We start from the raw sequence: 24,734 nt of genomic DNA on the forward strand, positions 1-24,734 counted from the left end.
GGAATTTGATGCTAAAGAAAATATTTGCTGTTAGTCTGCTCTCCCTTGGGATGGTAGCAGGCGGTGCCTCAGCTGTCAGCGCTGATGAAGACAAAGACTGCGGAGATTTTTCAAGCGGTGACGAGGTTATGCAATATTGGAATGACAATAACTTTTCTGCTGAAAATGATCCTGACCGCTTGGATAATGATTCAGATGGACAACCCTGTGAAAACCTGACTGATGGTTGGGATGCTTCGGACGAGCAAGATTCAAATTCTGAAGAAACGAGCGAGTCTTCCGAGTCAGCAGTAATCAATGATAAAGACTGTGACAGTTTCGAAAATCATGATGAAGTCATGTCTTTCTGGTATGAGAATGGTTATGACGAAGATAATGACCCACATGACCTTGACAGAGACAATGATAACCTACCTTGTGAAGTATCTCAAAGTGAATGGGATTCATTTGTAGCTGATAAAGAAGATGGTTCAGAGTCAAATAGTTCAGATGAAGACACCTCTTCTGAAGTTGACGAAGACGCTTCCGTAGAGCAAGGAGAAGATGGTGGAGAATTACCTGATACTTCCTCTAATAATCCACTAATGATGTTAGTAGGTATGATCGTATCTGCTGGCGCTGGGCTTTTTCTTATTCTAAAAAAACAACTTACTTAAACTAACATAAGTCATTCATCCCAATGAAAGTTGGATTTTGAGCAGGCATTAGACCTGCTCTTTTTTTATTAATAATTTTCATATCCTTAGATACTGACGATTATTAGTTTCAAAAAATATCCCTTTTTTTGAAAAATAATCCAACAAATGTTTTAATAATTGTGACTATTAAAAAATGGAGAGTGATTTTTCTTTGGATACACAAGTTGAAAATAATTTCTATTCGTTTTTGCACGAATACCTTCACAATTGGAAGCATTTAAATTCTGACTATATGAGAAGTGTTATCTCTGAGGATTTAATCGCTCGAGAAATCCAGCAAGGAAAAGCTGAGGATTACGGTTATGAAGATTCAGTAGAAGGCTGGAGTCATTCATTCGAATATTTTAAAGATCAAGAAATGGAATGGGTCTTGATACCCCAATCTATAATTCCTTTAAAGCCAAACGAGAGAATGGCCATTATACGCGCTACACTTACAATGAATGGAAAATTGGTCGAAACTTCCAACCTATTCTTCCAAACCTTCGCTCTAGACCCTGAAAGCCATGAATGGAAGCTTGAACGCACATACGTGGAAACTGGTATTTCAAATACATAAGCTGCGCTTGGTATCAAGATAATCCGAAGGTAAGCGAATAGACTCATATTGTATAAACTTCCGTCAATGGATCGCACGTGTTTATAGTGAAACTTCTTCCTGAGCAGGCATACTATTATAATAAGAAGAATTTTCTACATAAATTTAACAGTAATCGTGTGAAAGAATTAAGTTAGTGGTATAAGTGAATATGATGGAAGAATAGCAAAGGAGGCCCAGACGATTGATTCAAATGAGTGAGAGTCAGAAAAGAAAATTCGACCATATGCTATCTTTATTAAAGAATGCCTCTTCTCCTGAAGAAGTACGTTATTATTTCACAGAGCTTCAACAATTTCTAGATACATTGCATACGGATGAAAAACCACATTTAGACCAGATGGAATCAAAAGATCTGGAAAAGTATAAATATATGCTAAAAAAAATGATGGAAGCGTCGACAAAAAAAGAAGTACTTTATTATGAAAAGGAAGTACATGACCTTATTAATAAAATAAGTCCCATAAATTACTAAGTAAAGTAAAAAATATCCAAAAAAGTCTTTATTTTCTGACAAATTAGTTGTATACTGTTTCCATAGTGTTCATTATAATATTGGTTGGTATGTTGGGTTTATAAGGCGGAATCTTTGGTCGATTATTAGTGCATATTAGCTTATGTTTCTAAATATCTTCGCAAAGCCGCTTTTTTTTGACTCTAAATTTAGGGGGAGTGAATGTGACTAATACACTGATGATCGCCGGTTTAATAGGAGGTCTGACTGGTGTAATCGCTCATTTGATGAGAAATGGTAAAGTATTGGTCTTTCCCAAGAAAAGAATAAGACCGCAGGGACTATATTTAGGTTTTCTAGCCGACTTCTTAATTGGAGCAGCTGCTTCTATATTTGCTGTTACCTACTTAGTTCCTGATCCCGAAGTATTACGTACCCTGGTCGGAATTTCGATTTTGGCAGGTATGACGGCCGAAAATGTTTTACTTCGAAGAGAACTGAGTACTGAGAAAGCAAAAATTGAAGGATTGGATCGCATTAATCAAAGATTAAAATAGCCATCTCGATTCCAGTCCTAATTTTTTTAATCCTTCTTCTTCCTCTTACATAACCTCAAACCCGTATCCTCGTTTATCATTTTATTTTAAAAAGGTTGATCCCAAACTACTCCTTTCAGTATTCAATCCCAACTACTGGGGTCTACTCACTTCCCTGGACAACTTGCATATATTTGGATGCTGTTGAAATAAGATACGTTCGCAGCTTCTATTTAATCATTTCATTTCTTAAGAACTCTTCTTTCCAGCTGCTCGCAAATTCATTGTGATTAGCTAATTTTAATAGAAACGAGTTATTAACCATAACGAATAACTTGTTGTTAATTTTATGGATTAAGTGTGTGACTTTAAAAGTCTTCAAACTTGTACAGCTTTTCATATTTTTTGTAAAATAATAGCTAAGGATATTACAATAAGCTCCCAACCATTCATATAAGGTTTCTTATATCAACCATCATGGAGGTATAAATATGGAATCATTCATCAGAGCGGATCAGTATAATTTCATCAAGGACCAGATCACAACTCTGCTAAGTACGCACACATCCACGCACGATCAGGCTGTTGCACACGCCTTCAAATCTATGACTAGAGAAAAAGTTATTGATTTATTCTCAGATTTATCAAATGAGCAAAAGGAAATTATTGACCAGGTTCAGGATGTAAAAGACGAAACAGAGGCCATTTTTTTCCTCTCTCGCTTAAAACAGCATGTCTTTACATTTCCCCCACTTAATGAGCAAAACATTAAGCGATTATTTCCTAAAGTAAAGAAACTAGAAGTTCCTTCTTTAAGAAATATTGAATGGGGTACTCTATCTTACTTAGGGTGGAATGACTCAGGGAGCAATCAGAAATTTATTGCGGCTTATAAAAACGGTGATTTACTGGGTATTCAAGGTAATTTTAAGCCTTCCAGGCAGAGCGGTATTTGCGCAATTTGTAAGGAACACGAAGAAGTTGGAATGTTTACCACATCCATTAAGCTAAATACATTAGAAACCCCAATCAGTCGTGGTAATTATATATGTAAGGATAGCCATCGTTGTAACGAGAACTTGAAATCACTGCAACCACTTGATAACTTTATTAAATTAATGACAGAATGAAGAAACGAAGCCTGCAAAACTAGATGTTTTGCAGGCCTTTATGAATTGTCGACACTTTTTTCTTAAGTAGATAAGTTCCATTCCTTCATGCGCATTATCACAGGGAGTCAAACAGGTAAGAAGGATTAAGACTTATTGACCTCTTTGCCAAAGAATAAACAATGCTTTTTACGTCCATCTATGATTATTTCTTCAGTAACTCTTTATGGATCCATATAGCAGCCAGAGAGCCTTCACCCATAGCAGCCGTAACTAATTCTGAATGCGCAGCTACATCGCCGGAGGCCCATAAATTAGGTACACTTGTCATCTTTGTCTTGGGATCAATAATAAGATGATGATTTTCACTGATTTCAGCTCCAAGCTTCACGGCCAATTCTGTTCGTACCTGGTTTCCTCCAAAAGCCAAGAAAGCTTTTTTCACATGGAGACTCTCACCATCCTTCATTTCTATTCGGTTCAAACTTCCCTCTATCTCATGTAATTCCTTTACTTTAGCCGTTATCACTTCAATATTTTCAGTTGCTAAACGCTGCGTCCATTCAGGGGAAATGTCCTCAAGCTCATGGTTAATAAATAGTATATCTCTACTCCAATATAAAAGACTTATAGCCATTGAAGCTCCTGCGTTTCCTGAACCAATTACGGCCGTCCTTTGGTTCATAACTTCATAACCATCACAATCAGGACAGACGTAAACCGAAAGCCCAAGACAGGGTTTAACCCCCGGGAGAGAAGGGATATGGTCTTTTAAACCGGTAGCGAGAAGAAGGTTTTTTCCACTGAACATTCCTCCTCCGACCGTATATACCGTGAATTCTCTACCATTTTTATGCACATCCTTTACCCTGTCTTTGCGTATGGATACCCCAAGGTTTTCAGCATGCTGTCGGCCCGCTTTACGAAGTTCTTGTCCACTTACACCATTAGGAAATCCTAGAATATTACTGTACTTCCTACACAATGAAGACCTTCCATCTTCAGCATCTATCAATAATACAGACCTTTTGTATCGTCCCAGCTGGATGGAGGCTTGAAGGCCTGCAATTCCCCCACCGATAATGATGCAATCGTATTTCATAAGAAGGTCTCCCTTCCAATCCATATTCTTATTCCTATCTTATTAAGATAATTTATGTAATTATCTCACCATTTATGCAAAACAGATCCGTTTAGGAAGGATTACATATCCAGGGTTCACTTTTCAAACGATGTTGAATCGCCAATCTTTAGATACGAATGCAATTGAAACCTCTAAAGTGTACATATGTATTATGTTAATTCTAGGTTTTCACAATAAATAACATTGATACTCACAGGAATAATGAAGCCAAGGATTACATTGATAATCAAAATTATCACTTCTTTTTTCACAGTGGAACACTAATATTTATAAATTATTATATAACTATGCACTGTTAGACTTCGTTGTTGGTTGGCGGGAAAACGACAGACCCCCGCGTGAGAAAAACTAAGCGAGACTGTCCAGGGGTGTTAACGACTGAGGAAGCTTATTGTTAAAGGAGGATCGACCCTACGTCTTGTAAGGCCGCAGGAAAGTGCTCAAATGTGGAATCACCCTGAAAGACACGACTAGCATAAGCGACCAAAAAAAGATTGTGATTATTCTATCGGTTGATGAACGGCATATGCTAATCTTATCTGGGTGATGGAACAAGACGAGTTGTTTCCGTAGCCAGCCCCTCTCAATATGAGCAACGGACCAAAACATCTCGAAACTGATTATTCAATTAAACAGCCCTCTATTGAGTGTAATCAGATTAAAAAAATGAACAAGAACCCCTTGTCAGAGTAAGGGACTTGTTCATCTTAATATAAATATTAAATACGATTTTCGTTAAACCAGTAAGACTTAATTTCCTGGTCTGGATGATACTCAATTACCTCCACATTCATTTTATTTTTTTTATCATCTTTAGGTTCTCCTTTTATCTTATACTTAAAATTGAGAGCATGATCTTTGTCAGGTAAGTAATATACTTGGTCAAACTCTACTGTTTCTCCATTGTGCACCACAATAAACGCATAATGTTTATCATCTTCTTCAAATACCCCTTTTCCTCCTACCATCAGCTTCTGTTGAGCTAATAGTCCAGGAAGTTTTTCTACACTTTCAAAGGTTACTTCTTCTCTTCCACATCCTGAAAGTACAATGACCATAAGGATTGCAAGTATAATTCTAACTTTCATTTCGATTCCTCTTCTTCCTATTTTAGATTGGAGAATAATCTCCCCCCCGTTCCTCATATATCTTATATGGATACGTAAGCCAAGGGGAGGCTTTTCAATTGATTCATTATGTAAAAAAAGGCGAAACACTAACACAGATTTCCCGAGATTACCGTAAACCCTTAATGGAAATTATTAAAGCTAATCCCACCATCAACCCAAATGTAATTGTAATCGGCCAACCTATTGTCATTCCAGGCTATCCAAGTACAGCAAGCATTCCCTACAGCATCGATATTACACTCAGTAAACGTAAACTCACTCTTATAAAAAATGGGGTAAAGCAAAAAGAATATCCCATTGCTGTTGGCCGAATGCTGCAAGGCACACCGACAGGCAGCTTTATTATTATTAACAAAGCACCCAATCCAGGTGGTCCATTTGGTACTTTCTGGATGAGTTTATCAAAAGAACATTATGGTATTCATGGTACAAATAAACCTAGCTCGATCGGCAAAGCCGTCTCGAAGGGCTGTATTCGTATGTACAATAGGGATGTAGAAGAATTGGCCAGTATCATCCCTATAGGAACTCCAGTATTTATTCGCCGCTAATTAAAGGCTTGTCTTTCGTAAAAAATTCCTCGTAAAGGAGAGACTCCTCTCTAAAATGGACTCTCTTTAAATTAATTAGTTCTATGGAATATAATCATAAGACTAATTGACCTCACTCGTACTAATAATCTCAATGTTATTTAAAGCTTGAGAAGCTAAGCGATCCGCTTCTCGGTTATCTTTCCTTGAAATTAAGTGATACTGAGGTTGAATTCCTAATTGAATAAGCTTCTCGTCAATTCGATCTGCCCATTTAGACAGCGGTTCTTCCAGACACGGCCACTCTCCAATCAATTGATTGATAACGACTTGAGAATCACCAATTAATTTCACAGGCAAATGATGTACACCTAATATATCCAGTTCAAGCAATGCGTTATGAAGTGCAGCATATTCTGCTTCATTATTCGTGTCAAGTTCATGGACTAAAACATTTTTTCTAAGGCGAAAAGATTTTCCATTCTGATCATAATAGATGGCAAAGCCGAGTCCTGAATTCTTGGTTCCTAAATCAAAACCCCCATCAAAATATACTTTTACGTTATGGGGCTCAGTCTGAATTCCTTTCATATACTCCTTCAATTCTTTTAATGTCCATTCCGTGTTGTAGCTATCTAGAAAAGCAATCGACTTCGCCCGCTTTGTCTTTAGCATATCCTCCGCAATCTGAATCCCTTGTGATGCATGTAATACTTCCGAAGTAAATTCTGCCTCAGTACCTTTTGGAACTTGGTACACCATTATCATTCTTACATCCATGAGATGCCCCCTTTACTTTAGATATCTCTTTATTATGCTCCAATATTTTTCTTTCCACTATAGGTGCTGTAAGAGCATTTTTTCCAATAGACTAACTAATTTATTGAAAAAAGTTTGTATTAGTTAACAAAGCAACTAATTAACTTGTTTTTTATCTAATATTCTAACTTATTTATTAAGAGGGAGTAAGAAACGCATAGACTAAGTCTATGCGCTTCTGTGACCTAATATCGTGAAGGGCCGAGGCTTAATTAGCGAAAACGGCTCCTGGCGTTGAAAGAAGCTCCCGGAATACGATTCTAAGGACAACTCCTATTGCCAAAAATTAATACGGTGGCAGGAAGCCATACATTCCATGTAGCTATAATCTTATATCAAAGCGTAAAAATATAAGAAAAGATTCGAAGGAATCTTATCCAAACGTATAGATATAAGGGCACGGTAAGAACTGATAAATACCATAAATGATCGACCAGTCAAGATAACCGACCAAATAAGGAAGGCAGGCGTAGTCTGCTGGGGATAATAAAAGGTTCGCTTCCAGATTCCTCAAAAAGCGGACCGAAAAGTTGAGTAATTATTACTGTTAATGGCTCGGATCCTACTGTAAACAGTACAATAAAACGTTTAATGATTTTCCATTTATCTTTAAGCAACGCCACAGCTTCTTCACTTGTTCTCCCTCACCGTCTACCTAACTTGTTTTATTATAACCTCTTCTCAACAACAATTAAATGGCAAGCATCTCCTCTACTCTTTTACACTTCAAAGGATACTCAACTTTAAAATAATAATTTAACAGAAGCGCCTGCTCCAAAAGCAGGCGCTTCTAGTTTCATCATACTTCTTTAAATAGCTCTGCTACAATTTCATAAGAACGAATTCTTGCTTGATGGTCGTAAATCTGAGAAATGACCATCAATTCATCGGCTTGAGTTTTGTCAATAAAACTTTGAAGCTGTTCTCGAACGGACTCCTTACTTCCAATGATTGAAGAACCTAATTGCTGACGAAGAGCCATTATTTCTCTTTCAGATGCCACTTCCTCAATACTTTCAACAGGGGGCTGGAGCGGGAGTTCCGTATTCCGGATGAGATTTAAAAACTGTTGATATAAAGACGTAGCTAAACGTTCTGCTTCTTCATCTGTATCTGCTGCTATGATATTAACTCCGAGCATTGCATGAGGATTCTCCATCGATGCTGATGGTTGGAATTGACTGCGGTACAGATCAAGGGCCGCCTGTGTATTGTTAGGTGAAAAGTGACTAGCATAAGCAAAAGGCAGACCAAGCTGTGCCGATAATTGGGCACTAAAACCACTAGAGCCAAGCAGCCATATTGGTATATTTAAACCCGTCCCAGGAATGGCACGAACATTCTGCTTACCGGTACTTAAGGAAGGATTAAAATATGATCGAAGTTCATTCAACAACCTCGGAAAATCCTGCCCGTCACTCTGCAATTCTCTCCTCAAAGCCTGAGCTGTTACTCCATCAGTACCAGGTGCTCGTCCCAGACCTAGATCAATCCTTCCCGGATATAATGTTTCAAGAGTTCCAAATTGTTCTGCCACGACTAGAGGAGCATGATTAGGAAGCATGATTCCACCAGAACCAACTCTAATAGAATTTGTATTACCGGCTACGTGACCTATCAAAAGTGAGGTCGCAGAGCTCGCGATAAACGGCATGTTATGGTGTTCAGCCAACCAGTAACGATTATATCCCCATGCTTCCACATGTTGTGCCAGATCAATTGTATTTTGAAAAGAAACAGTTGCTGAGCCCCCTTCTGTAATCGGAGATAAATCCAATACGGAAAAAGGAATAGTTTGAATTTTCTTTTGTATGTTAGACATAAACTTCATCTTCTTTCTTTTAAATTAATTGCAGTAAATCCAATACTAGAAGCGTATCAGGGACATTTATTTTTTCAAAATAAAACGCTCCTGAACTGTATCATTAAATGGGAATAGGTTTTTCCCACTAATCACTCAACTACTACTATTACAATATAATTATAAGTTTACTTTATTTTTTTGAATTTCATGTTTATTCTGAATATGAAAGGGTATCAGTTGGAGCACAAGGAAATATATTTATTGAAATATTATTCTTGGCTAATGAATAACCTCGATGAAGCACACCATGAATCAATATTTTAAAAGGAGTGTTTGATTGTGGAAGATCTTTATCCGTCCAGGTACAGTAGTGAACCCGAAATTGTGAAAAGGAAGGATCCTGTTATTCATACAGATCGTTCAAAAGACCACGAGTCACCTTTGTCGACTGAACAACTTGATTTCTATGAACAAAATGGGTTTCTTCAAATAGAAAACTTCTTTTCTGAAGAGGAAGTTTCTGAAATGCAAAAAGCAATATTTGAGCTGCAGAATTCCAGCCAGGATAGTGAATCGGATTTGATTATCCGCGAGCCGGAAGGCAACGAAATTCGTTCTATCTTTAAAGTTCACGATAGTGATGAGTATTTTAAAAAAGTAGCTAACGATCAGAGAATATTAGACATTGTGAACCATTTACTCGGAAGTGAAGTCTATATTCATCAATCACGAATTAATTATAAGCCTGGATTTACCGGCAAAGAATTTGATTGGCACTCTGACTTTGAAACGTGGCATGTAGAAGACGGCATGCCACGAATGAGAGCCGTTAGTCTATCTATTGCCTTATCAGATAACTACACTTTTAATGGTCCGCTTATGCTTGTACCAGGTTCTCAAAATTACTATGTGAAATGTGTTGGTGAGACTCCTGAAGATAATTACAAGGAATCTCTAAAAAGACAGAAGTTAGGAGTACCTGATCAGGAAAGCATGAGATGGCTCGCCGATCAGGGAGGCATTTCTGTTCCCACAGGTAAAGCTGGAGCTATAACGCTGTTTGAATCCAATACAATGCATGGTTCAAACGGAAATATAACACCCTACCCTAGAAATAACATGTTCATGGTTTATAACAGTGTAGAAAATCAGCTCGTCGAACCTTTCTCCGGGAATAAAGCACGCCCTGATTTTATCGCCGAACGTAATCCTAAACTTAAAGTAAATAAATAAAATAAAGCGCCAAGCCTGAGAAGGCTTGGCGCTTTATTTAGCTAATAATGGTTATTACACGTTGTATAATTCAGTCCCTGCTTACAGATACTTCGAGCGCGCAGAATATAAACATCATTAGAAGGATTAGCTATAGAAACCAAATTTAAAAACATACGCTGAACATTTAAATTAAGTTAAAAAAGTCTTTTATCACTATGGAAAAGCCAATGACAAACGTAAGAAGATAAATGAAACCTTCACTACGATGTTTAGCTTTAACATTCTCAAATCCGAACAGTAAAAAAACCACAGGCAAAAAATAAAAAATGAAATTAGGAAGTGGATCAAAGTTTTCATTCATTAACCGGTAGCTAAATAAAAATATAGAAATTATTGCTAATAGGAGAGTTATTTTCCGAAACCAACTCACATTCTTCGCCTCCTTTACTAATTTGCGCCCTGCCACAATTGGGTAATTTTTCAAAAATCCACCCATCTTATTGTATAATAAGTTCCACTTGATGTTGAATATTAAACCCTGTGACAGTATAAAAACTAAAAAAGACTGCTTCCTTTTTGCCACAAGAAAGAATCTCCACTATCACTTTTTTCTCAGCCCCTTTATAATGATAGGGGTATGTATTATATAGAAGGAAATAGGTGTTTCACATGAGTTTACTAACTGTAAAAGAATTAAGTCATGGCTTTGGAGACCGTGCTATTTTTGAAAATGTTTCTTTTCGTCTATTAAGAGGAGAACATATAGGTTTAATTGGTGCTAATGGTGAAGGTAAATCAACATTTATGAACATGATTACTGGTAAGGTAGAGCCTGATGCCGGTAAAATCATTTGGTCTAAACATATTCGAATCGGTTATTTGGATCAACACGCAGATTTACAACAAGGTATGACAATAAGAGATGTCTTGAGGACTGCATTCCAATATCTGTTTGATATGGAAAGTGATATGAATCATCTTTTTGGAAAGATGGGTGAAGTGGGTCCTGAAGAACTGGAAAACCTGCTTGAAGAAACCGGGCGGCTGCAAGACACCTTGACTAACAATGATTTTTATACAATAGATGCAAAGGTCGATGAAGTTGCTAATGGACTTGGACTTGATGAAATCGGATTAGAGCGGGACGTTACAGACCTAAGCGGTGGACAGCGTACAAAAGTATTACTTGCCAAGCTGCTTCTGGAGAAACCTGACATATTACTATTAGACGAGCCTACCAACTATCTCGATGTTGAACATATAGAGTGGCTGAAAAAATATCTATTGGAATATGAGAATGCATTTATCCTCATTTCCCATGATATTCCATTTTTAAATAGTGTCGTAAACATCATTTATCACGTGGAAAACCAGGAATTAACCCGGTACCCGGGCGACTACAATGAATTTTTAAAAGTGTACGACATGAAAAAGCAACAGCTTGAAGCCGCTTATAAAAAGCAGCAAAAAGAAATTGCTAATCTAAAAGACTTTGTAGCCCGTAATAAAGCGAATGCTGCGACGAGTAAAATGGCAATGTCCAGGCAGAAGAAACTTGATAAAATGGAAGTCATCGAACTTGATTCCGAAAAACCGAAACCTCAATTTAACTTTAAACAAGCTCGAACTCCAGGGAAATATTTATTTGATACTAATGATCTTGTTATCGGTTATGATGAGCCTCTTTCCAGACCTCTCAATTTATCTATGGAACGAGGCGAGAAAATTGCATTATCTGGAGCAAACGGTATTGGTAAAACTACGCTATTAAAAAGTATCCTTGGGGAAATACAGCCGGTTGAAGGCTCCGTTCAATTAGGTGATCATCTTCATATCGGCTACTTTGAACAAGAATTAAAAGAAACAAGCAAAAACACATGCATTGAAGAAATTTGGGAGGAGTTTAGACATTTCACCCAATATGAGGTACGAGCTTCCCTTGCAAAATGCGGTTTAACAAAAAAGCACATTGAAAGTAAAGTGCAAGTACTAAGTGGCGGGGAAAAAGCAAAAGTACGTCTGTGTAAATTAATTAATAAAGAAACTAATCTTCTTGTCCTCGACGAACCTACTAACCATTTAGATGTTGATGCTAAAGCAGAATTGAAACGAGCCTTACAGGATTATAAAGGAAGTGTTTTGCTTATTTCTCACGAACCAGATTTCTATATGGATGTTGTAACAGACGTATGGAATTGCGAAGACTGGACTACAAAAGTATTCTAACTGTACATTTAAACGTCCAGAACATATATCATGTTCTGGACGTTTGTTATTCTCAATTAAAATTTCTTTTTGCGAGCTTAAAATAATCCATAGTAGAGGTTTCTTTAAATCCGCAGGTCTGATAAAGACTTAAGGCATTCCTATTTTTCACTTCCACTTGAAGCTTAATATCATCTACTTTTTTTTCATTAAGCTTCTCTATAGATCTTAATAAAATTTCTCTTCCATATCCCCTGCCGCGATATTCTGGTAGTACTCCTAAACCAAAAATTACTCCGGTACTGTCTTCCCTATTCAAGTGCACTTTCCCTATACATGATTGCTCAAGCTCAGCCAAATAAATATAAACTCCGTGCTTAGCCTCTTCTTCTGGAAGAGTGAGTTCAGACCTAGGATCAATCTGAAAATAAATTTTATTTTGTCTCGCAATTTCTTTTGCGTCCTCATTCATTGCTTCTCTAAGGAGAATCTGACTTAAAACAGTCTTATCCTTTGGCTCATTCACCAGGAACATTTCGTATTCAGACTTATCATAGCGAGCTTCAGTAGATTTAATAAATGCCTGACCTGAGCGCGAATGGTGATCAGATAGTAATAACATATCTTGAGTGGATCTTTTGCGCCACTCATCTTTAACCAATCCATATAACCGGCTGAAAACCCCCCTTCTTCTGTAATCCGGGTGAACCATTCCATTCACTTCCATCATTTCAGCCCCGAATTGACATATGCCGATATATCCTATAAGCATTTCTCCCTCATAAAACATAAATTCATTGGAATTATTCATATCTTTCATTTTTTGAAAAGAATGGCTTAATTTATAATCCAGTTCCAGTTTAAGCGATATATTATCATATGCTATGCAGGCTTCCATAAGCTTTGTAACTCTATTATAATCGTTATAATTCAGGAATTCTTTAATAACAATACTGGGATTTTTGATGTGAACCATATATTCTCATCTGCTCTCCTTTTAAGATCTTTTCTTTGTATAAATACAGCCAAAAAAACCTGTCAGAATTGCCTCGAGGGAAAAAGCATCTAATATCGTAAATTATCTAGTAATATTTATTCTTCTGATTAAAAGAATAGTCCATCTTTCTTATTAATTTGAGACCTTATATACCCCTGGATAGTATTCGACAAAAAAGAACACATATATTAAAAGAGTTCTTTTAATATATGTGTTAGCCTAACCAATTTCAGCTCCTGCCCTAACAATGGAGGATTTAACACTAATCAAATTGGGATAAGGCATTTAAGCTAACGCCTCGTTAGGATGAGTATTTTTATACCAGTGATAGCATAATAACACGATAATGATGAGGTCAATAAAATCCCCACCATAGTACATGAGCTTTCCGCCTGTCTGTGCTTCTTGTACCCCAACTCCCGCAGGTGGATGACCATAGATGTATTTTGATAGAATACCGTGGGCTGCAAGAGCACCAATTAACACGATGGATCTGTATATATAACTGAGTCGGTGAGGTACAGGGTCTATGTAAATTAGTGAAGCTGAAAAAATGTAGCCTGCTGCAAAAATATGGACATGCACTAAGATATGAACCATAAGGTTTGTATGCATCCAACTATACAAACTTGTCGTATAAAGAATCCAAAGGCCCCCAATATTCAATAATGAGGTTATTATAGGATGATTTATGATACGTGCAGGATAACTACGAAGCAGGCTGGTTACAACTTTAGCATGTCTTACAGGAAGTGACCGTAAAAGCAGGGTAACGGGAGCGGATATAACCAGTAAAACGGGAGCAAGCATTCCAAGCAGGAGATGGCTGACCATATGCATAGTAAAATTACTCATTGCCTGAGCTGCGATTGGTCCTATAACGGATATAGCAGCACAAACTATTCCCAATGTGAAACTAATATACCGATACCAGGGCCATGCTTTCAATCGACTATGTCGACTTGAACTCAGTCCTGCCCCTATATATAAGATAACGATAAGAAGAGCTCCAACACTTAAAAATAGTGCCGATAGACCGGTTGTAACATTTACAATCTGATCGTGACTCACTACGATTTTCTCCCGCCTGAAATGCTTTTCCTTCTTTGTGTCTTATATAAAATTATGCTTCCTGCCATAATCATCAGTACAGCTGATCCATTCCATACAAGGTCGTATGGCAATAGATCCTCCACATACCTTATCTGGTGAATTTGCATTAGTTTATGTTGAATGGTTCCATCATAAAGTTGAAACCCTCCCGCTCCAATTAACACCGCTCCCCACCATTTAATAGGCCAGAAGGCATTTCTACGACGTAGATCTGCTACTAAGAATAAAGCTGCCACAGTTGAAAACCAACTGAAAGCATGAAAGAATCCATCGGATACTAAGCCGGCATTGGTAGTTGATTTATCGTAAAAATGATGCCAATGTAACAATTGATGAAAGATGCTTTCATCCATAAAAGCAGCTACTCCTATACCAAACAATATCCCTGCTGATGTATTTCTAAATGAATACCCGAGCTTTTTTTCATTTTGAGAGATGCTACTACTATTTATTTCTGCCACTTTCAAAAGACTCCTTATAATAATTTTTATTCCCCTTTAAGCATTTCCATTTTTACCCATACCTTATATTGTAGAGAAGTAAACCTAATAAGGTTTGTATATTCTTAATTTGATCGGATCGCTGGATTTTTTCATGACTCTGTACGGCAGCTACGAAAATAACTCGCTTTCCTGCGGCCCAATTGCGCAATAAGTCTCTTATGAAAAATCAACAATAACCTATAACAGCGCCTTATGTTAAGAACTTTTGGTGGTAGTGACTTAAAGTAAGAAGCGGCCAGACATATCGGTAGCTGTGGTAATGGATATAGAAGGCTCCTGCCATTCCTTGTCCTTTCGGATACTCATACGTCCACCCTTCACCTTTTCCACGATTAATGAGAAATTGGACACCTTTGACCATTTCTTCGGATGGTTCAGAAGATGCCGCTATCAGTCCATCAAGTGCCCAGGCAGTGTGCGTGAGGGTACTTGAACCAAGCGGTACATACCTCTTCTTTTTATCGCTACTACACGATTCTCCCCAACCTCCATCTTGGTTCTGAATATTCTCAAGCCACCGGACAGATTTCTTGACCACAGGAGACTGAGGATCTTTTCCACTGGCAATTAAGCCTGTTAAAGCTGCCCAAGTACCATATATATAGCAGATCCCCCACCTTCCGTACCACGATCCGTTTTTGTTCTGGTGCTTTTTTAGCCACTTCTGCCCTTTCTTTATAGCTGGATGATCATAAGGGGTATGGGTGTGACGACCAAAAAACTCTAGTGTTCTTCCTGTTAAATCTGCTGAAGAAGCATCGGAGAGAATAAAGGAAGAGCCTTGTATCGGAAGATATTCTAAAAAAGGTTGATTAACTTCTCTTTCAAATGCAGGCCATCCTCCATCATCATTTTGCATCGAAAAGACCCAATTGACTCCACGGTCCCACGCTTGCCTGTAATCAACATTAAAAGAGACCTGACTTTTTATAGACCGTAAAGCTGCTGTGGAATCGTCTACATCAGGATTTATCGTATTAATATTTGAAAAGCCCCATCCTCCTGGCAGCGTTTTAGTGTTATGAAGCACCCAGTCTCCATACTTCACGTGTTGTCTTGATAGGAGATAATCATTTGCTTTCTGGATAACCAATGCATTTCCAGGTACTCCTGCTTCCTGCATTGCGCTGCTGATTAAGGCAGTATTCCAGACGTCTGCAGTTGTGTATTGCATGTGAATTTGTCCGTTAATTTTACAAGCCATCGACTTCAAGCCTTCTACTGCATTCTCAATTACTGGATCTTCTTTCTTATAACCAAGAGCAAGAAAAGAGAAAATCATATAAAAAGTGGAACTAAAGTAACTCAGTAATGTTCCATCCGGTTCAATCCTGTTTATCATGTAATTCTCGGCTTTTCTGATTGCTGCTTCCTCTAAATTAACTAAGTAGTTCAAGTTCTGGCTCATTACATTCAGTAGCTCTCTAAAATACTTTTTCCATTCGAGGGACCGAATATCATCTTCAAAGAAAGAGTCTTCACCGCTCCGATTCTTATGACTGGTGCTCAACTCTGATAAATCAGGTGTATGGATGCTGCCAGCCTGATATTTTTTATGAGCAAGGAGAAGAATAGGAACAAGGTTTGATCTTCCAAACACTGATATATCGAAAAGTTGTATTGGAAAGGCAGGAGGCAGCAAAATTACCTCTACAGGGATAGTAAATTTCTCCGGCCAGTGATATTGTCCAGTCAAACTCAACAAAATTTTGGTAAACATAGATGCTTTTTCTAAGCCTCCATGATTTTGAATAAAGTTTCTTGCTTTCTTAAGTTCAATATCCTCTTTCTTGCATAATCCAGAAAACAGCAAAGCATAATAGGCTTCAATAGTTGAGGATAAGTTGCCGCTTTCTTCATCATAAAACAACTTCCAGGAACCGTTTCTTTCCTGTCTGCTTAAAATACGAGCCGTAAGCTGCTGAACCAATTCTCCTTCATGAAAATTAAGGGTCCGTAATAAAATAATCATATAAGCATCCGTAATTATTCCAGTTTCAAAAGGATAATTCCAGGATCCATCCATGGTCTGCTGTTCTTTCAAGAGGTTAACAAGCCGCATTATTTCTAATTCAACAATCTCCTTCAACCTCATCCCTCTCTCTGTTCTATCAATAGTTTAAATGTATTCATTATGCGCTACATCCATGCTGAGAAAGGAGGCTGAAGCTAATGATAAGAAAGTGGATAAACAATCATAATCAGTACACCACATTAAAGTTAGAATTGAAAAATAAATTAAAAGAAGAACCCATTTCCAATCTCTCAAAAGAAGAAAGAAAGCTTATCCAGAGTATTCGCGATAAAACAAAGATAAGAAACAAGAATAACGTTACTAGAACCACGGCTTATCTTGAATATTTTAAACTCCATCCAGAGATCCATTGGTGTTTGCTGGCTCATTTGGTGTCTAGAAATGCCGGCTGGAATATGACGGATTTAAAAGGTGAGTTTTTGATCAGGCTGCTTACCCCAAAAGAACAAAATGATTTTTTCCTTTTTCTTGAAAGAGGAAACTGGCTCATATTTCAGGATGCCTATCCGCAGTTATTACTTTACGAAGAGAGCAAGAAACAAAATGTTTCCTTATTTCACTTACTGAATCATTTGAATGTATCACGATTTATGGAGCCTTTTTGGGTAAACTTTTGGAAAGATAAATCCAGTTCACTGCTCACAACAGCTTTAATTATAAACGAACAGAATTATATTGAGAGCCGGGTTATGCTGAATGATCAGTATCAAAAAAATGTTCTTCATACTATCTTATTTAGACTACAAGATGTATTCGACTTGAATCACATACTAATTCCCTACGAAACGCAAAGTACAAAAAAAGTAAATTTTGTAGGAGGAACCGTTCATCATTTTTCTTCGTTGGAAGATCGCATTCTATTAGGTAAAAAACTTTATCATGATCTATATTCCATTAAAAGCCGTCTTAAGTACATTATAATCTGGGCAGAGCAGCATCCTCATACAGGATCGCGTCACGATTTTTGGCCTCACCTTTTTACTGAAATAAAAAAAATGTTTCCTGATTCTAACCAGATGTTACCTCATACGCAGATTGATCTAAATAAGAAGAGTCCGCGTATTTACAGTCCTAACCTAAAAGATGTTTGGGAAGATTGGACACACTCTACTGCGGAAGAGGGGGATTGGTTCAAAGACATGAAGATGTTTCCATTCGTTAAGAAGAAAATTAATGATAAAGAGGAAAATGTATTAAACCATTACTGGGAAACGATCGAAAAGCTGGAGATAGCGGTATTTGCTAAGAAATTATTTACTCGTTATTAGATAGTGAAATTTTCTTATCGTTAAAAAACGACAGTGATTGTGAAAGCATTAAATATCCATGCCATCCATTCTTTGAGGATATCGCTATCCAAACCAGCCATATGTGAAGCCTTCTTTAATGCACGAAAACGTCCCTTTAACTTATAAAAAGGGACGTTCTTACTTTCTCTTCACCCAATATCAAACTTTTCTTTAAAGACCGAGCTCAATTCACTCCATACATCAAACATGTTTCCATCTGTATCATAAAAAATAAAGTTCTTGCCCCCATGGCCTCTGTTTTCAAATGGGCCCACGTGGACTCCTTGACTAACCAGTTCGTTATAAAGTATTTCCAGCTCTTCTTTACCATTCACTTCAAATGTTAACGAAAAGCACTCTTCACCTCTCTCATCAATAAAATTGGCCGTTTCATTTTCTTTTGCTTTAACAAGAAAGAAACTTAGGTTCGCCATATTAACAATGGCTTTATTCTCATCTTTATACGTTACATAAGCTCCCAATTTATCTACATACCATTCTGCGGCTTCATCCACGCATTGAACAGGCAGATAAACTGTTCCTACCCTTAGTAGATTTTTTGTCATACTTGGGATCTCCCCTTGCTTTCAGTGGTATTTTTAATAAAGATAAATAGTAGAGTGCAACTTATTTAATCGCAGAATCCTTTTGTTTGGTTTTCCATTAATAAGAGACACCGTTAACTATTATTACTAAAACCCTGTAAAGTCCCCAGGCAAGCAAAAGCAAACTTAATATACTTACTATTATAAACTCGTATATTCTCTCTTTGCGCTTCAACTTCAAAATAGAATAGCCACTCATTAAAGCTGCCGCTATAATAATTGCTAAGCTTTCATCCAATATAGATTCTGTAAACGCCTGCAAAAGCGCAATAATTACAATACCAAGGATCGCGAGTCCTTTTTTTTCTACTGAATATATTTCCTCCTTTAAAATTATATCCCTAATTTGTTTCCAATTGGGCATGTTTGACCACCTGTCCAACCCTTCAGGCTCTAGTATACGATTTATTTGAACGACCTCCAATATGAATAGAACTTAATCTCATTCGATAAGAGATTGTAGAGAGATCTTCAAACTTTAGCCTTTATTGTATTCTCTGTTAAAAAAAATTGTAAGTTTCTGTTATGAACGAGTATTCGGTAAGCGATCGTGGCTGAGACAACGGTTTTACATCAGCTGATTCTATAATTCCTGCCAGCATTAAGTCCTTTTTACCTTAATCTTAATTTCTATTCCCAGGCTTAATAATCCTTCCTTTCTATCATTAAAAACACGCTCTCAATATAATGAGAGCGTGTCATGATCTTAGGGATTATCCTCCAATATAGCGGTTATAAAGCGTTTTGGCTTCGCTTATATCTTTCGTACCATGGATAAGCACACGACCATCCTGAAAAGCGACCAGCCGTCTTCCTTCTATCGTAAGATTCAAAAGAAAAGTATTTCCTTCTACTTTTCCGCCCTCGACAGCTTGAAGTCTGTCAGAGAGTTCATCCAGATTTCTTTTTTTCTTGTTGGCTGGGCGAATTTGCACTGTGTCCCGTCCACATAATACCGCTGTTCTAGATAAATTTACAGGATCGAGATTAGGATAGGTCGATGCCTGCCCGCAAGAAGGACAATCGTCTTTTTTTAATTTTTCTACTTTAATTGTTGACTGTTGGTTCTGCCATATATCAAAATAAAACAGGTTTCTCCTTAGAGACTTATAATCTTCCACTAAAAGCTTCAATGCCTCAGCAGCTTGGTAAGCAGCAACAATTTGAACGGCAGGGCTGATAATCCCTACAGTATCGCATGTTTCCCCTCCCATAGGAACTGCTCCTAACAAACACGAGAAACAGGGAGTCTGCCCTGGCACAATAGTATAAGAAAGTCCATAACTGCCTGTACAGGCGCCGTAAACCCAGGGTACTTTATATTTCTGTGAAGCATCATTAAGAAGCATCCTGGTTTCAAAGTTATCGGTAGCATCAATCATAATGTCTACACCTTCGACCAGTTCTTCAATCTCCTGAACCGAAACATCCATGATTTCACCTGAGATGTTGATTTCTGAATTAATTTCTCTTAATCGATGGGCTGCAGCTACTGCTTTTGGAATACGTTCTACCGCATCCCTCTCAGTGAACAGCTGCTGTCGCTGCAGGTTGCTCCATTCTACATAATCCCGATCGACTACCGTTATTTTCCCAACACCTGCACGGGCCAGCATTTCTGCATTACTTGTTCCTAAAGCTCCTGCTCCTATTAAGAGCACATGCTTTTCACTTAGTTTTTGCTGCCCTTTTTCGCCTATAGGTGAAAATAAAATTTGTCTAGAATATCTTTCCTTCAACCAATGCTCATTCCTTCCGTAGGACTGCTTGCTGTCGCGTAAGTTTTCTTAGGGATGCGACCTGCTTCATAACCTAATCTTCCGCCCTGAATCGAGAGCTTCATTGCCCGGGCCATTTTTACAGGGTCTTCCGCTTGAGAAACAGCCGTATTTAATAAGACACCGTCAGCCCCAATCTCCATCGCCTGAGCCGCATCGGCCGGGGAACCTATACCAGCATCTACAATAACAGGAACTGTTGACTGCTCTACAATAAATTGTAAATTTAATGGGTTGATAATCCCTTGACCTGAACCAATCGGTGAAGCCCCAGGCATAATGGCATGCACTCCTAAGTCTTGCAGCCTTTTTGCTAGCATAACATCATCTGAAGTGTAAGGCAGTACTATAAAGCCTTCTTCCAATAGTATCTTAGAAGCTTTTAATGTTTCAATTGGATCGGGAAGTAAAGTGCGCTGGTCACCGATTACTTCTACTTTTATCATATCGCATAACCCAGAAGCTTTAGCCAGCTTAGCCGTTCTGACTGCTTCTTCTGCCGTCTTAGCACCTGCCGTGTTAGGAAGCAGAGTGTAACGATCCGTATCAATCATTTCCAAGAAATTAGGCTGATCCGCTTCAAAGATATTCATCCGACGAACAGAAAACGTCAGAATTTCTGCTTCGGAAACTTCGACTGCTTGCTTTTGGATAGAATAGTCAGGATATTTTCCAGTGCCCAGCAATAATCTTGAGTGAAAATTACGATTTGCTATGGTTAACATTTTTTCATCCTCCTCCAACAAAATGAACAATTTCTATCCGGTCCTCATTCGTTACAGACTCTTCTGCATGTAACGATCTATCCACAATTACTTGATTTCTCTCGACAATACCAGCCTTATTATTTAGATTAAAATAATCCAAAAGCTTCTCCACGTTCGTCACATTATCCGGTACTATCATTTCCTCACCATTAATAAAGAGTTTCATAATGGACTCACCTCCGTTTGGTATTGAAATCGCTCAGGCTTAAAAGCTGATAAATCTGTTATGAGAGTCGCTTCCTCTGCTATATAATCCGCCATTACCTTCCCGGTAATTGGACTTAATAATATCCCGTTACGATAATGTCCGGTGCTAAAATATAAGTTGCTCAAATCAGGATGTGCACCCATAATGGGCAGACCGTCTCCCGTCATAGGTCTCGTTCCAGCCCATATTCGATCAATTTCAGCTCTCCCCAATAAAGGCAAAAGTCTCTTGGCTTTATGAATCAGCCCTCCTATTCCCTCCATGGTTACGCGCTTGTCAAATGTATGAGGTGTGGAAGTTGCTCCAACAATAATTTCTCCACCTTTTTTTGGAACAAGATAGCAATCATCTGTAAAGATGGTTGTATGAAGCATCGCTTTTTCTGTTTTTACCGAAAGAGCCTCTCCCTTCACAGGGTATAAAGCCTGTTCTTCACCAAGTAAGAAACGACGACTCCATGCTCCCGCGGCCACTAGAACGGCACTTCCATAAAAATCCCCAGTGTCAGTAGCTGCTCCTACCACTTGATTTTGATGGAATATCAACTGATAGACATCAGCAGATTCACGAAAAGTCACTCCATTTACAGCTGCAGCTCTCGCAAAAGCCTGGGTAAGATCTGGAGCTGATACATGACCTTCTTTTGGAAACCATATTCCTCCGAATAGTGAATCTGTCAGACATGGTTCCATTCCAACTATTTCTTCTTTATCTTTCCAGAATGATTCTTCACCTTTAAGCTTTTGATTTACAGCAATTTCCCGGTAATCAGCTCTCTGTTCTTCCGAAAAAGCCAGCCTCATTGTTCCCTTTTGTGAAAGCCCAATGTCTATTCCAGTCATGTCCTTTAATTCTTCTGCTAAGTTTGGAAACATCTCTCTGCTCTTACGTGCTAGTTCGTAGATAGGGCTCTCCTCTTCCAACTCCGTTTGGACTCCGAGCATGCCTGCAGCTGCACTGGAAGCTTCTTGTCCAAGTGACCCTTTCTCCAGAACTAAAACCCGTTGCCCCTTCTTCGATAGATAAAAAGCTGTAGAACAGCCTATGATTCCCCCGCCAAGTATAATTGTGTCGTATTTCTTAGACATGATAACAACTCCTTTGAATCCTTGATTGAAACCTTTCGGCTCTCTCCACAGGGTTGTGAGCTTGAGCAATGGAAGACATCACGGCTACTCCAGATACCTTAGTTTGAAGAACTTTTTCCAAATTTGATAAGTGAATTCCTCCAATAGCTATTACAGGTATGGAAACTGCTTCGGTCAAAGATGCTAATGATTTCACACCTTTACCCTTAAGCCCAGCCTTACTTTCGGTCTGATAAATATTGCCGTAAAGTAGATAATCAGCACCCTCCCTTTCCTTTTGGTATCCTGTTTCCAATCCATGAATGGAACATCCTACTCTCAATTCAGGATAGAGTCTTTTCACAGTCTGCGGAGAAGGCCCTTCTTCCGGGAGTTGAACACCTGCAGTCCCCCATCTTCCAGCTACCGAGTAATAAGAATTTACAATGATTTTTGTGCTTGATATTCCTTCTTTTATAAGTGTGTAGACCCATCTTTCTATTTCTTCTTCCGACCTATGCTTTTCACGCAGGTGGATAGCCGTAGCGGCGGATTGTATAGATAGGGCCATCTGGCAGAATTCATCCAATTCTTTTTTTCCATCTGAAAGTACATGAAGTTCCCGCTTCAAACCCACTTCACTTCCTTTTCCATAAAAAAACCGCTCCCCATAGGGAAGCGGTTTTATAGCAAATATTTAGTAAACACATGTGCTACACCCTCTACTTTCCTACGCTGGTATCGTCCAGATCAGGTTCTAGGGTTCAAATGGATTTGTCTCAGCCCGAAGGCACCCCTAGTAGAGCTTGTTTCAATATTTAATTAAATATAGTATAACATCAGGTCTTTTTAATTTCCAATATAATACAATGATCAATTAGAAGAAAATCTAAATTATTACTTATCTCCTTTAAATAAGATCGTAATCTTTGACTCTTTTATGTTCCAACGCTATATTTATAGTAACAAGGGGAGTAGCGACCGGATATCGGCTGGTGAACCGTCAATACGGTATGATAAATACCTGGTTCATTAGGCTAAGTTCTGCTTAGTACGCAAGACCTTGGTACAATTTATTTTTGTGCCAGGGTCTTTTTTATGTTCTGGCAGAAAGGGGAAACGCTATGATTTATTTTGTATTCATCCTTGCTGCAGCTATCGTGGTGGTCAGTGCTGTATACCTAAACCAGTTCGGAGACGTCATCAGCAAGAAATCTTCCTTAAGCGGGGCTGCTGTAGGTACCTTTTTAATTGCTGGAGCTACTTCACTTCCTGAATTAACCACAAGTTTAACAGCTGTCTATATTGACAATCCAGATATAGCAGTGGGAAATATGCTGGGGAGTAATGTATTTAATCTTGTCATCCTTGCGAGTATGGATATCATCTATAGAAGACAGCGATTATTTCAAAAAGTGAATAATAAGGAAAATATTCCGTCGGCTTCTATCGGTTTACTTTTCCTTATTATTATTATTTTCTCTCTTTGGATTCCCGGTTCGATCGAGATTTTTGGAGTGGGGATTGAAATGATCGTTATCGTGATGCTTTATATTTTCAGTATGAAATTTATTTCTGGAGAAGAGTCCGATCAAGAAGAGGAAGGGGTGACTAAAGATTACTCGCTGCGAGCAGCTATTATCGGATTTATTATTGCTTCTGTCATTGTTTTCATTTCTGGAAGTGCTTTATCTGTTTCAGGTGACCGGATGGCTGAAGCATCAGGACTTGATGCGAGTTTTGTAGGCAGCTTTCTAATTGCCGCATCAACTTCCCTGCCTGAACTTGTAGCCGTGTACGCAGCCTTCAGGCTGGCCAATTATAATATGGCAATAGGTTCAATACTTGGAAGCAATTTGTTTAATATACAACTTTTAGCTTTGACCGACTTGTTATATAGAGAGGGAGCTATCCTAACTTCTGTCCAGGCTTCTCATATATTTATTGCTTGTCTTGGAGTCGTTATGACATTAATTATGATCTTTCTGCTCATCCGCCCCGCTAGTAAGACAAGTCACTGGCGTTATGCGGCCCCGTCTCTTCTTATGACTTTAATTTACTTTGTCGCTTCTTATGTGCTGTTTTAGTATAAAAATCGATCGCAAAATCCATTTTATAGATTTAAAAAAT

Annotated in this window: 25 protein-coding genes and 1 riboswitch; of the genes, 10 read left to right on the forward strand and 15 right to left on the reverse strand. The window is 38.2% G+C overall.

The window, feature by feature from the left end:
* Positions 1-8 precede the first annotated feature (8 nt).
* From LCM11_RS02420 to LCM11_RS02440, 5 genes are all read left to right on the forward strand, one after another.
* Positions 9-656, forward strand: coding sequence for an LPXTG cell wall anchor domain-containing protein (locus LCM11_RS02420; RefSeq protein WP_224892680.1), 648 nt, complete (start codon positions 9-11; stop codon positions 654-656).
* A 193-nt stretch (positions 657-849) separates the two neighbouring features.
* Positions 850-1,257: a flavoprotein gene (locus tag LCM11_RS02425; RefSeq protein ID WP_224892681.1), complete on the forward strand. Its 408-nt coding sequence runs from the start codon at positions 850-852 to the stop codon at positions 1,255-1,257.
* 223 nt (positions 1,258-1,480) lie between these two features.
* Positions 1,481-1,771 carry a hypothetical protein gene (locus LCM11_RS02430; RefSeq protein ID WP_224892682.1) on the forward strand — a complete coding sequence of 97 codons (291 nt, stop codon included), beginning with the start codon at positions 1,481-1,483 and terminating at the stop codon, positions 1,769-1,771.
* A gap of 203 nt (positions 1,772-1,974) precedes the next feature.
* Positions 1,975-2,307 carry a DUF4257 domain-containing protein gene (locus LCM11_RS02435; RefSeq protein ID WP_224892683.1) on the forward strand — a complete coding sequence of 111 codons (333 nt, stop codon included), beginning with the start codon at positions 1,975-1,977 and terminating at the stop codon, positions 2,305-2,307.
* Positions 2,308-2,777: 470 nt separating this feature from the next.
* The gene (locus tag LCM11_RS02440) at positions 2,778-3,416 is read left to right on the forward strand and encodes a FusB/FusC family EF-G-binding protein (RefSeq protein WP_224892684.1); all 639 of its coding nucleotides are present in this window, start codon (positions 2,778-2,780) and stop codon (positions 3,414-3,416) included.
* A 184-nt stretch (positions 3,417-3,600) separates the two neighbouring features.
* On the opposite strand, the gene LCM11_RS02445 is transcribed toward LCM11_RS02440, so the two are convergent.
* Together LCM11_RS02445 and LCM11_RS02450 are read right to left on the reverse strand one after the other, a co-directional pair.
* Complete coding sequence (locus LCM11_RS02445; RefSeq protein ID WP_224892685.1) at positions 3,601-4,497, reverse strand: NAD(P)/FAD-dependent oxidoreductase; 897 nt, start codon at positions 4,495-4,497, stop codon at positions 3,601-3,603.
* Between the two features lie 761 nt (positions 4,498-5,258).
* Complete coding sequence (locus tag LCM11_RS02450) at positions 5,259-5,627, reverse strand: hypothetical protein (RefSeq protein WP_224892686.1); 369 nt, start codon at positions 5,625-5,627, stop codon at positions 5,259-5,261.
* Positions 5,628-5,725: 98 nt separating this feature from the next.
* Here LCM11_RS02450 and LCM11_RS02455 point away from each other — a divergent pair, with 98 nt between their 5' ends.
* Positions 5,726-6,220, forward strand: coding sequence for a L,D-transpeptidase family protein (locus LCM11_RS02455; protein ID WP_224892687.1), 495 nt, complete (start codon positions 5,726-5,728; stop codon positions 6,218-6,220).
* A 102-nt stretch (positions 6,221-6,322) separates the two neighbouring features.
* Here LCM11_RS02455 and LCM11_RS02460 read toward each other — a convergent pair whose 3' ends face one another.
* Both LCM11_RS02460 and LCM11_RS02465 read right to left on the reverse strand, forming a co-directional pair.
* A complete protein-coding gene (locus tag LCM11_RS02460) occupies positions 6,323-6,979 on the reverse strand; it encodes a reverse transcriptase-like protein (protein WP_224892688.1) in 657 nt (218 codons plus the stop codon).
* A gap of 838 nt (positions 6,980-7,817) precedes the next feature.
* Entirely contained in the window at positions 7,818-8,840 is a 1,023-nt protein-coding gene (locus LCM11_RS02465) for an LLM class flavin-dependent oxidoreductase (RefSeq protein ID WP_224892689.1), read from the reverse strand.
* Positions 8,841-9,161: 321 nt separating this feature from the next.
* Between LCM11_RS02465 and LCM11_RS02470 the strand changes: the two genes are divergently transcribed.
* Both LCM11_RS02470 and LCM11_RS02475 read left to right on the forward strand, forming a co-directional pair.
* Positions 9,162-10,055, forward strand: coding sequence for a proline 4-hydroxylase (locus tag LCM11_RS02470; RefSeq protein ID WP_224892690.1), 894 nt, complete (start codon positions 9,162-9,164; stop codon positions 10,053-10,055).
* A 651-nt stretch (positions 10,056-10,706) separates the two neighbouring features.
* Positions 10,707-12,263, forward strand: coding sequence for an ABC-F family ATP-binding cassette domain-containing protein (locus LCM11_RS02475; RefSeq protein ID WP_224892691.1), 1,557 nt, complete (start codon positions 10,707-10,709; stop codon positions 12,261-12,263).
* Between the two features lie 52 nt (positions 12,264-12,315).
* On the opposite strand, the gene LCM11_RS02480 is transcribed toward LCM11_RS02475, so the two are convergent.
* The 4 genes from LCM11_RS02480 to shc all read right to left on the reverse strand — a co-directional run bounded on the left by LCM11_RS02480 (position 12,316) and on the right by shc (position 16,944).
* Positions 12,316-13,218: a GNAT family N-acetyltransferase gene (locus LCM11_RS02480; RefSeq protein WP_224892692.1), complete on the reverse strand. Its 903-nt coding sequence runs from the start codon at positions 13,216-13,218 to the stop codon at positions 12,316-12,318.
* 306 nt (positions 13,219-13,524) lie between these two features.
* A complete protein-coding gene (locus tag LCM11_RS02485; RefSeq protein WP_224892693.1) occupies positions 13,525-14,310 on the reverse strand; it encodes a cytochrome c oxidase assembly protein in 786 nt (261 codons plus the stop codon).
* Positions 14,310-14,804 (reverse strand): DUF2243 domain-containing protein, encoded by a 495-nt coding sequence (locus LCM11_RS02490; protein ID WP_412098130.1) that lies wholly within the window; start codon positions 14,802-14,804, stop codon positions 14,310-14,312. Before LCM11_RS02490 ends, LCM11_RS02485 begins: the two co-directional genes overlap by 1 nt.
* 241 nt (positions 14,805-15,045) lie before the next feature.
* On the reverse strand, positions 15,046-16,944 hold the full coding sequence (gene shc / locus LCM11_RS02495) for a squalene--hopene cyclase (RefSeq protein WP_318246132.1): 1,899 nt from the start codon (positions 16,942-16,944) through the stop codon (positions 15,046-15,048).
* A gap of 83 nt (positions 16,945-17,027) precedes the next feature.
* On the opposite strand from shc, the gene LCM11_RS02500 reads away from it, so the two are divergent.
* Positions 17,028-18,158 (forward strand): DUF2515 domain-containing protein, encoded by a 1,131-nt coding sequence (locus LCM11_RS02500; protein ID WP_224892694.1) that lies wholly within the window; start codon positions 17,028-17,030, stop codon positions 18,156-18,158.
* Positions 18,159-18,328: 170 nt separating this feature from the next.
* Here LCM11_RS02500 and LCM11_RS02505 read toward each other — a convergent pair whose 3' ends face one another.
* The 7 genes from LCM11_RS02505 to LCM11_RS02535 form a co-directional block, all read right to left on the reverse strand.
* Positions 18,329-18,745, reverse strand: a complete 417-nt coding sequence (locus tag LCM11_RS02505) for a VOC family protein (protein ID WP_224892695.1) — start codon at positions 18,743-18,745, stop codon at positions 18,329-18,331.
* 97 nt (positions 18,746-18,842) lie between these two features.
* Positions 18,843-19,148 (reverse strand): hypothetical protein, encoded by a 306-nt coding sequence (locus LCM11_RS02510; protein WP_224892696.1) that lies wholly within the window; start codon positions 19,146-19,148, stop codon positions 18,843-18,845.
* A 349-nt stretch (positions 19,149-19,497) separates the two neighbouring features.
* A complete protein-coding gene (locus tag LCM11_RS02515; protein ID WP_224892697.1) occupies positions 19,498-20,523 on the reverse strand; it encodes a thiazole biosynthesis adenylyltransferase ThiF in 1,026 nt (341 codons plus the stop codon).
* Complete coding sequence (locus LCM11_RS02520; RefSeq protein ID WP_224892698.1) at positions 20,520-21,287, reverse strand: thiazole synthase; 768 nt, start codon at positions 21,285-21,287, stop codon at positions 20,520-20,522. The genes LCM11_RS02515 and LCM11_RS02520 overlap by 4 nt, the downstream gene beginning before the upstream one ends.
* A gap of 4 nt (positions 21,288-21,291) precedes the next feature.
* Complete coding sequence (gene thiS, locus LCM11_RS02525) at positions 21,292-21,495, reverse strand: sulfur carrier protein ThiS (protein ID WP_224892699.1); 204 nt, start codon at positions 21,493-21,495, stop codon at positions 21,292-21,294.
* A complete protein-coding gene (gene thiO / locus LCM11_RS02530) occupies positions 21,492-22,625 on the reverse strand; it encodes a glycine oxidase ThiO (protein ID WP_224892700.1) in 1,134 nt (377 codons plus the stop codon). Before thiO ends, thiS begins: the two co-directional genes overlap by 4 nt.
* Entirely contained in the window at positions 22,618-23,235 is a 618-nt protein-coding gene (locus LCM11_RS02535) for a thiamine phosphate synthase (RefSeq protein WP_224892701.1), read from the reverse strand. The genes thiO and LCM11_RS02535 overlap by 8 nt, the downstream gene beginning before the upstream one ends.
* A gap of 79 nt (positions 23,236-23,314) precedes the next feature.
* Positions 23,315-23,412: riboswitch (TPP riboswitch) on the reverse strand.
* Positions 23,413-23,728: 316 nt separating this feature from the next.
* Between LCM11_RS02535 and LCM11_RS02540 the strand changes: the two genes are divergently transcribed.
* The gene (locus LCM11_RS02540; protein ID WP_224892702.1) at positions 23,729-24,691 is read left to right on the forward strand and encodes a sodium:calcium antiporter; all 963 of its coding nucleotides are present in this window, start codon (positions 23,729-23,731) and stop codon (positions 24,689-24,691) included.
* Positions 24,692-24,734 lie beyond the last annotated feature (43 nt).

It is taken from the genome of Halobacillus halophilus, from assembly GCF_020171985.1.
GTDB classification, from domain to species: Bacteria; Bacillota; Bacilli; order Bacillales; family Halobacillaceae; genus Halobacillus; species Halobacillus halophilus_A.